Origin of the sequence: Bradyrhizobium sp., assembly GCF_036735945.1 — a bacterium.
Classification (GTDB): Bacteria; Pseudomonadota; Alphaproteobacteria; order Rhizobiales; family Xanthobacteraceae; genus Bradyrhizobium.
In genome coordinates, this window is record NZ_DAINNI010000197.1 from 1 (window position 1) to 6,116 (window position 6,116).

The 6,116-nt window shown below is 63.9% G+C and carries 4 protein-coding genes; 1 reads left to right on the forward strand and 3 read right to left on the reverse strand.

Translation table 11 applies throughout. The features are described from left to right. On the forward strand, positions 1–1,017 hold a 1,017-nt coding region (locus V7E26_RS28735), incomplete at its 5' end, for an AAA family ATPase (RefSeq protein WP_324422770.1). Between the two features lie 41 nt (positions 1,018–1,058). On the opposite strand, the gene V7E26_RS28740 is transcribed toward V7E26_RS28735, so the two are convergent. The 3 genes from V7E26_RS28740 to V7E26_RS28750 all read right to left on the reverse strand — a co-directional run bounded on the left by V7E26_RS28740 (position 1,059) and on the right by V7E26_RS28750 (position 5,250). Next, the gene (locus V7E26_RS28740; RefSeq protein ID WP_324422771.1) at positions 1,059–1,337 is read right to left on the reverse strand and encodes a hypothetical protein; all 279 of its coding nucleotides are present in this window, start codon (positions 1,335–1,337) and stop codon (positions 1,059–1,061) included. Between the two features lie 88 nt (positions 1,338–1,425). Beyond that, positions 1,426–3,051, reverse strand: coding sequence for a Vgb family protein (locus V7E26_RS28745; RefSeq protein ID WP_324422772.1), 1,626 nt, complete (start codon positions 3,049–3,051; stop codon positions 1,426–1,428). A gap of 129 nt (positions 3,052–3,180) precedes the next feature. Continuing rightward, positions 3,181–5,250 (reverse strand): M23 family metallopeptidase, encoded by a 2,070-nt coding sequence (locus V7E26_RS28750; protein ID WP_324422773.1) that lies wholly within the window; start codon positions 5,248–5,250, stop codon positions 3,181–3,183. Between the last annotated feature and the right edge of the window lie 866 nt (positions 5,251–6,116).

Below are 6,116 nucleotides of genomic sequence, written 5' to 3' on the forward strand. Positions count from 1 at the left end.
TCGCGCTGGACCGGCGTGCCCGTCGACAAGATGCTGGAAGGCGAAAAGGACAAGCTCCTCAAGATGGAGAACGCGCTCGGCAAGCGCGTCGTCGGCCAGGCCGAAGCCGTCCGCGCGGTCGCGACCGCCGTGCGCCGTTCGCGCGCCGGCCTGCAGGACCCGAACCGCCCGATGGGCTCGTTCATGTTCCTGGGCCCCACCGGCGTCGGCAAGACCGAACTGACCAAAGCGCTCGCCGAATATCTGTTCAACGACGAGACCGCGATGGTCCGCCTCGACATGTCCGAGTACATGGAGAAGCATTCGGTGTCGCGGCTGATCGGCGCGCCTCCCGGCTATGTCGGCTATGACGAGGGCGGGGCGCTCACCGAAGCGGTGCGGCGTCGGCCCTATCAGGTCGTGCTGTTCGACGAGATCGAGAAGGCCCACCCCGACGTCTTCAACGTGCTGCTGCAGGTGCTCGACGACGGCCGCCTGACCGACGGTCAGGGCCGCACCGTCGACTTCCGCAACACGCTGATCATCATGACCTCGAACCTCGGTTCGGAATTCCTGGTGAACCAGCCGGAGGGCGAGGATACGTCGGCGGTGCGCGAGCAGGTGATGGGGATGGTGCGGGCGCACTTCCGGCCCGAATTCCTCAACCGCGTCGACGAGATCATCCTGTTCCACCGCCTGCAGAAGAGCGAGATGGGCCGGATCGTCGAGATCCAGTTCGCAAGGCTGCAGCGGCTGCTGGAGGACCGCAAGATCACGCTGTCGCTGGATGGCGCGGCGCGCGACTGGCTGGCCGCCAAGGGCTGGGATCCGGCTTACGGCGCACGGCCGTTGAAGCGGGTGATCCAGCGTAGCCTGCAGGACCCGCTGGCGGAGATGATCCTGTCCGGCGACGTCGCCGACGGCGATGCCGTCGCGATCTCCACCGAAGGCAACGTCCTGACTTTCAACGGCAAGGCGGCGCAGACCGCCGAGATCGCCCAGTTCGAGGCGCCGGTGCCGAAGCGCAAGCTGAACTGATCAAGTGATGTGCTCCGGCACGCACCTTGCGTGCCGGAGTCTTAGCCCTGATCGGTGGAAGCGGGCGCTCCCCTTCCATCGTCGTCGTCGGGCTCGAGCTCCGACAGGATATCGACGAGCTCGCGCACCCGCCCCGTTGCCAGCGGCTTGCCGGAATTCATCAACGGCTCGTCGTTGGCCATCCACGCCATCGCTTCGGCGAGTTCGTCCTTTGCCGCGCCCGTCCCGATCAGCTCGGCGATGGTCGAGTCGTCGACCGCGCCGATTGCCTTGATGACGTCGTCCCGGGTGATGCGCCCGGATCCCGGCAGGTTTGCCATGATACGCCTCCATCGAGGGGTTGCCGACCAACATCAAATAGCCGTTCCCCGTTTCGGGTTCCCGCGGCAGCCGAAAATCCGCGCCTCGCTACTTCCTCACCACCTTGTAAATCGCGTTCTCGATATCCGACGAGAAGTAGATTACGCCGCTCGCGCCGACGCCGACGCCGGTCGGGATGTTGCTCGGCAGGCCGCCGGGCGCGGCGGGCAGGCCGATCGGCAGGTTGGCCGCGATCTCGCTGATCGTGCCGTCCTTCGGGTCGATCTGGACAATGCGCCTGGCGCCGACTTCGGCCACGACCAGCTTGCCGTCGGGCGCCACAGCAATGCCTTCCGGCATCTTCAGGTCCTTGGCAATCACGGCCTTCTCGCCGTTGGATCCCACCCTGGAAACCAGACCGGCGAAGGCTTCCGTCAGATAGACCGTGTCGCCCGCTCCGGCGGCAAGCCCAACCGGACCTTCGAGGTTGCCGATCACGACGGTGCGGTCCTTGCCGTGTTCGCCGCTGGCGCGGACCAGCGATTTGCTGCCGAGCTCGTTGACGAGAATCGAGCCGTCGCCGAGCTTGACGGCGTCGTGCGGCGCCTTGAATCCGTGCAGCATCTCCCTGGTCTTGCCGCTCTTGCGGTCGATCAGTTGCACCGTCCCGGTAAACCAGCTCGACAGCAGCACGTCGTCGCCCTTGGCGGTGGCGCTCATCGGATATTCCAGCGTCACGCCGTCGGCATGCATGCGGGCGGGCTCGGAGACTTCGCCGGTTGCGCCATCCACGGTCCGATAGGCAAAGACGTCAGCAACGTAGATCGTATCCTTCGCCCCGTCGGAGACGACGCCGATGCCGCCGGGCAGCGCCAGCTTGCCTGATATGACCTGCCTGGCCGCGCCGGTCTCGGGGTCGATCTCCTGGATGCCGTTATCGGCCATGTTGGAGACGAGGATGCGGTCCTTGTCGTCGATCGCGAGATTGTCGAGCGACGGCTTGAGCTGCGCGACCATTTTCTTGGCGCCGCTCTTCGGATCGACCCGCACCAACTGGCCGAGCGCGGTGTCGACCACCCAGAGATTACCCTTGGAATCGAAGTTGACCGCGGCGGGAATCTTGAAGCCGTCGGCGACCACGGAGAGTTCGGCCGTGTCGACGTCGACGCGCGCGACCTGGCCCTTGAACCAGAGCGGGCCGTACAGCTTGTCGTCGGGGCCGAATTCGAAGCCGTTGAGGCCGCCCATCTTCTCCATGATCTTGCGCGGCGGCTTGACCCCCTCGACGTCGATTTCATAGAGCGCATCGCCGAGGAACACCTGCGTCGCATACAGCCGCCCGTCCTTGCGGTACGCGAGCGAGTTGATGCCGGGCAGGCCGGAGGCGAGCTTCTTCACCGGGCCGTCACCCTTGCGCGAATAGAGATCGCCGCTGAGGAAGGCGGTCCAGGCCATGGTGCCGTCGGGCGCAAAGGCGATGTCGTCGGACATGCCTTCCGGGGAGGGGACCGCGATCTTCGCCGTGCCATTGCTGCGATCGACCTCATAGAGCGCAGCGCCCGCGACGCTGCCGGCGAACAGGCGGCCGGACTTGTCGATGCCGAGCCCGTGCACGCCATGAAATGCCGATCCCGGCACCAGCCTGGTGACCTCATAGGTCTGTGCCGAGACGCCGGCCGCGTTTCCGAGAACGATTGCCGCAACCGTCGTTGCGAGTGCGAGCCTGCTCGTCATGGCGCTACCTCCCAAGTGTTTTTATGAAAGGCAGTATTTGTCGCGGCGAGCCGTTTGGCAAACAAAACCGTCAGTTGCGGGGCCTGGATGCCGGCCGCAAATCTGGTGGCTGCAGTTAGCGGCTGCCGTCTAACGGCTGACCTGGCGGGTCTGCTGCGTCGTGCCGGTGACCTCGGAGACGCGGGCAGAGTTTCCGCGACTGTTCATCTGGGTATCGACCCGGTCGCGCTCCTTTTCGAAGGTCGCCAGCAGCGTGCCTTCGAGGGAACGGCCGCGCGGCAGCTTGACGCGCATCGGGTCGACAAAGCGGCCGTTGACCAGGATTTCGTAGTGGACGTGGGCGCCGGTCGACATGCCCGTCGATCCGACGAAGCCGATCACCTGGCCCTGGCGTACCCGCTTGCCGGGTTCCAGGCCCTTGGCGAATGCCGACATGTGGCCATAGGCGGTTTCGTAGCCGTTGTTGTGTTTCAGGCGGACATATTTGCCGTAGCCGCCTTCCCAGCCGGCCTTTTCGACCGTGCCGTTGCCGGATGCGAAGATCGGCGTGCCGTAGGGGGTCGCCCAGTCGACGCCGGTATGCATCTTGGCGTAGCCGAGAATCGGATGGCGGCGGCCGCCGAAGCCTGAACGCATGATCGCGTTATTGACCGGCTTGCGCACCAGGAACTTCTTCGCGCTCTTGCCGGTCTCGTCGTAGAAATCGACGACGGAATCGTCAGGGGTCTGGAAGCGATAGTATTTCTTGGTCTCGCCGCCGACGGTCAGCGAAGCGAACAGCACCTCGGTCTTTTCGCTGCTGCTGGTGCCTTCGCCTTCACCGGCGAAATAGACGTCGAAGGAGTCGCCCGGCTGCACCTTGCGCTGGAAGTCTACGTCATAGGAATAGATGCGGACCATGTCCTCGATGACGGCGGCCGGAACCTTGTTGCGCAGCGCGGTCTCGTAGATACTCTGGTAGAGCCGGACGCCGCTGCCATCATCCTCGTCATCATCGTCGTCTTCCTTGCTGGCGGTGGCTTCGGCGACGGTATTCATGCTTTGCACGTCGACGGCGACATATTTGCCGACGTCGGACAGCGCGGCGACGGCCTCGACGGTGGTTTCGTTGGCGACAATCACGCGATAGGGCTGCAGCCGGGCACCCAGGGTCGGGCTGGACGGCGCCATCAGGATGCGGATCTTCTGGCCTTCCTTCAGGCCGCCGTCACGGCCGCGCGGGCCAAGCGTCAACGCAACCGCCCGGGCCTCGTCGGGCGTCGCGCCGAGATCGCGCAGAATCGAAGCGATCGTATCGCCCTTCTTCACGGTATGAACGCGCTCGCCGGACGGGTTGCCGCCGGTGATCTGCTCCTTGGTCTTCGGCAGCAGGGTCACGTTCTCCGGCACCACCCGGGTTTCGAAGCCGGCATAGGGATCGGAGACGTTGCCCTCGGTGGCATAGGCAAGCTTGAGGTCGGACTGCGAGCCGCCGGCATCGGCCGCGGCATTGGCGAGCGCGGTGTAGCGGACGCCGCCCGAACCGCGCCAGTTCGCGGCATCCCGTACCCGCATCAGCACTTCATCGAGCGCGACCACCGCGGCGAGTTTCGTCTTGGGCAGCACGGTTGCGAGGTCCTTGGTGACGAAGGAAACCTCGGCGTCCGGTTCGACCGCCTCGGGATTGTTCGGATCTTCGGCTGCGGCCGGGGTGGCGGTGCCGACATCGGTCAGCAGGCGCTGGGCATTGTAGGGCGGGATCTTCGAGCTGAGATCGCTCGTCGTCATCGACAGATTGCCGGAAATCCGGGTGAACGGCCGCACCCGCATCACGTCGCGGTTCCCGACGCGGGTGACGGTCGATACCTGTTGCACGTTGCGCGAGGCGGTGGAGTCGCCGGGCGGCGGCAGGCGGTCGCTCTTGTGCAGGGTGGCGGTACGGTCGTTGGCGCCGAACGCCCCGCGCAAGGCGCCTTCGACGCGCTCGGGCACCTTGGCAAAGGTCATTTCGCCGTCGAGCGACGCAAAAACGGCGCCGCCAATGAGAGCTGCGCCGCACAGACCGGTCAGGATAGTGCCGCTAAACCATTGTACGGAGACACGGCGGCGATCGATCACCGCAGCCTCGGAGCCATCGACGGAGAGGGGCGGCTCGTGACCGAGATCGATGATCCCGGTCTCGCGTCCATAGCCGCTGCCGCGTGGCGCCTTCTGGCTCAACCCTGTGTCCCCCCAAATTCCATCGACATCCGACAAGACCTTCGACCGATCCAGACCCCACGTTTCCGCCCTTTTGAAGGAAGGCATGATCCCAGAACGTGGCGTGCCACACGCAAGGAAATTCGGGAATCAGGGGCCAGTAGGTGACCAGCCGGAATCTCGAATATCAATGGCGTGCAGATCTCTCGAAAGCTTCTCGGCCGCTCGGGCAAGGCGACGGGTTCAGAAAAGATCGCCTGTCCCAGGTGGATGATCGCCGGCAGCCCCCACTGGCACTCGGCGATTCAACGCATACTTACAGTGAGAACGTCGCAGGATTGTGGCTCAAGTGCGGCCAAAGGCCCGAAATATAGGGGCTTCTTGTCGTCGCAAAAAACTTCGACCTGATGCGACAATTTGTTGACGATGGGCGTTGACAACCGCGATCGGGCGGGCCTATAACCCGACCACTGAGCGCGGCGATGCATTGGCCACGAGGCCAAGGCATCTTTTCGCGCCCCGGAAGCTCCTCATTACGATGAGTGATTCAACAGCCGATGAAAGTCGGTTGTTATTTGCCGTCGAATGAAGTGTTCGGGAACCTTCCCGAGGGAAGGATTGGGATCGTCGCGATCCCGGGCTGTTTGACAAGTGAAGATGAAGAAAGAGAAACGTGGACGGCGGAGTCCTTGCGTAGTCTCGGATACTTGAAAACTTCGGTTTTCATCTTTCGAGGCTGGACGAAAGACTTCGGCGGTACACGTTTTAAAGGTTACACCATCGTTGCCAGCGATGTGAATCGTGGGCAGCTCGTCGGTTTCGGTCGGCGAAGAATGGTGGGACCTCGTCAAACGTTGTGATCAGCCGGTTTAAAGTTTCAAGTCCAA

Bases quoted from the DNA above. Each gene is read 5' to 3' on its own strand.
- V7E26_RS28740 (WP_324422771.1), bottom strand. From the start codon at position 1,337: ATGGCAAACCTGCCGGGATCCGGGCGCATCACCCGGGACGACGTCATC.
- V7E26_RS28745 (WP_324422772.1), bottom strand. From the start codon at position 3,051: ATGACGAGCAGGCTCGCACTCGCAACGACGGTTGCGGCAATCGTTCTC.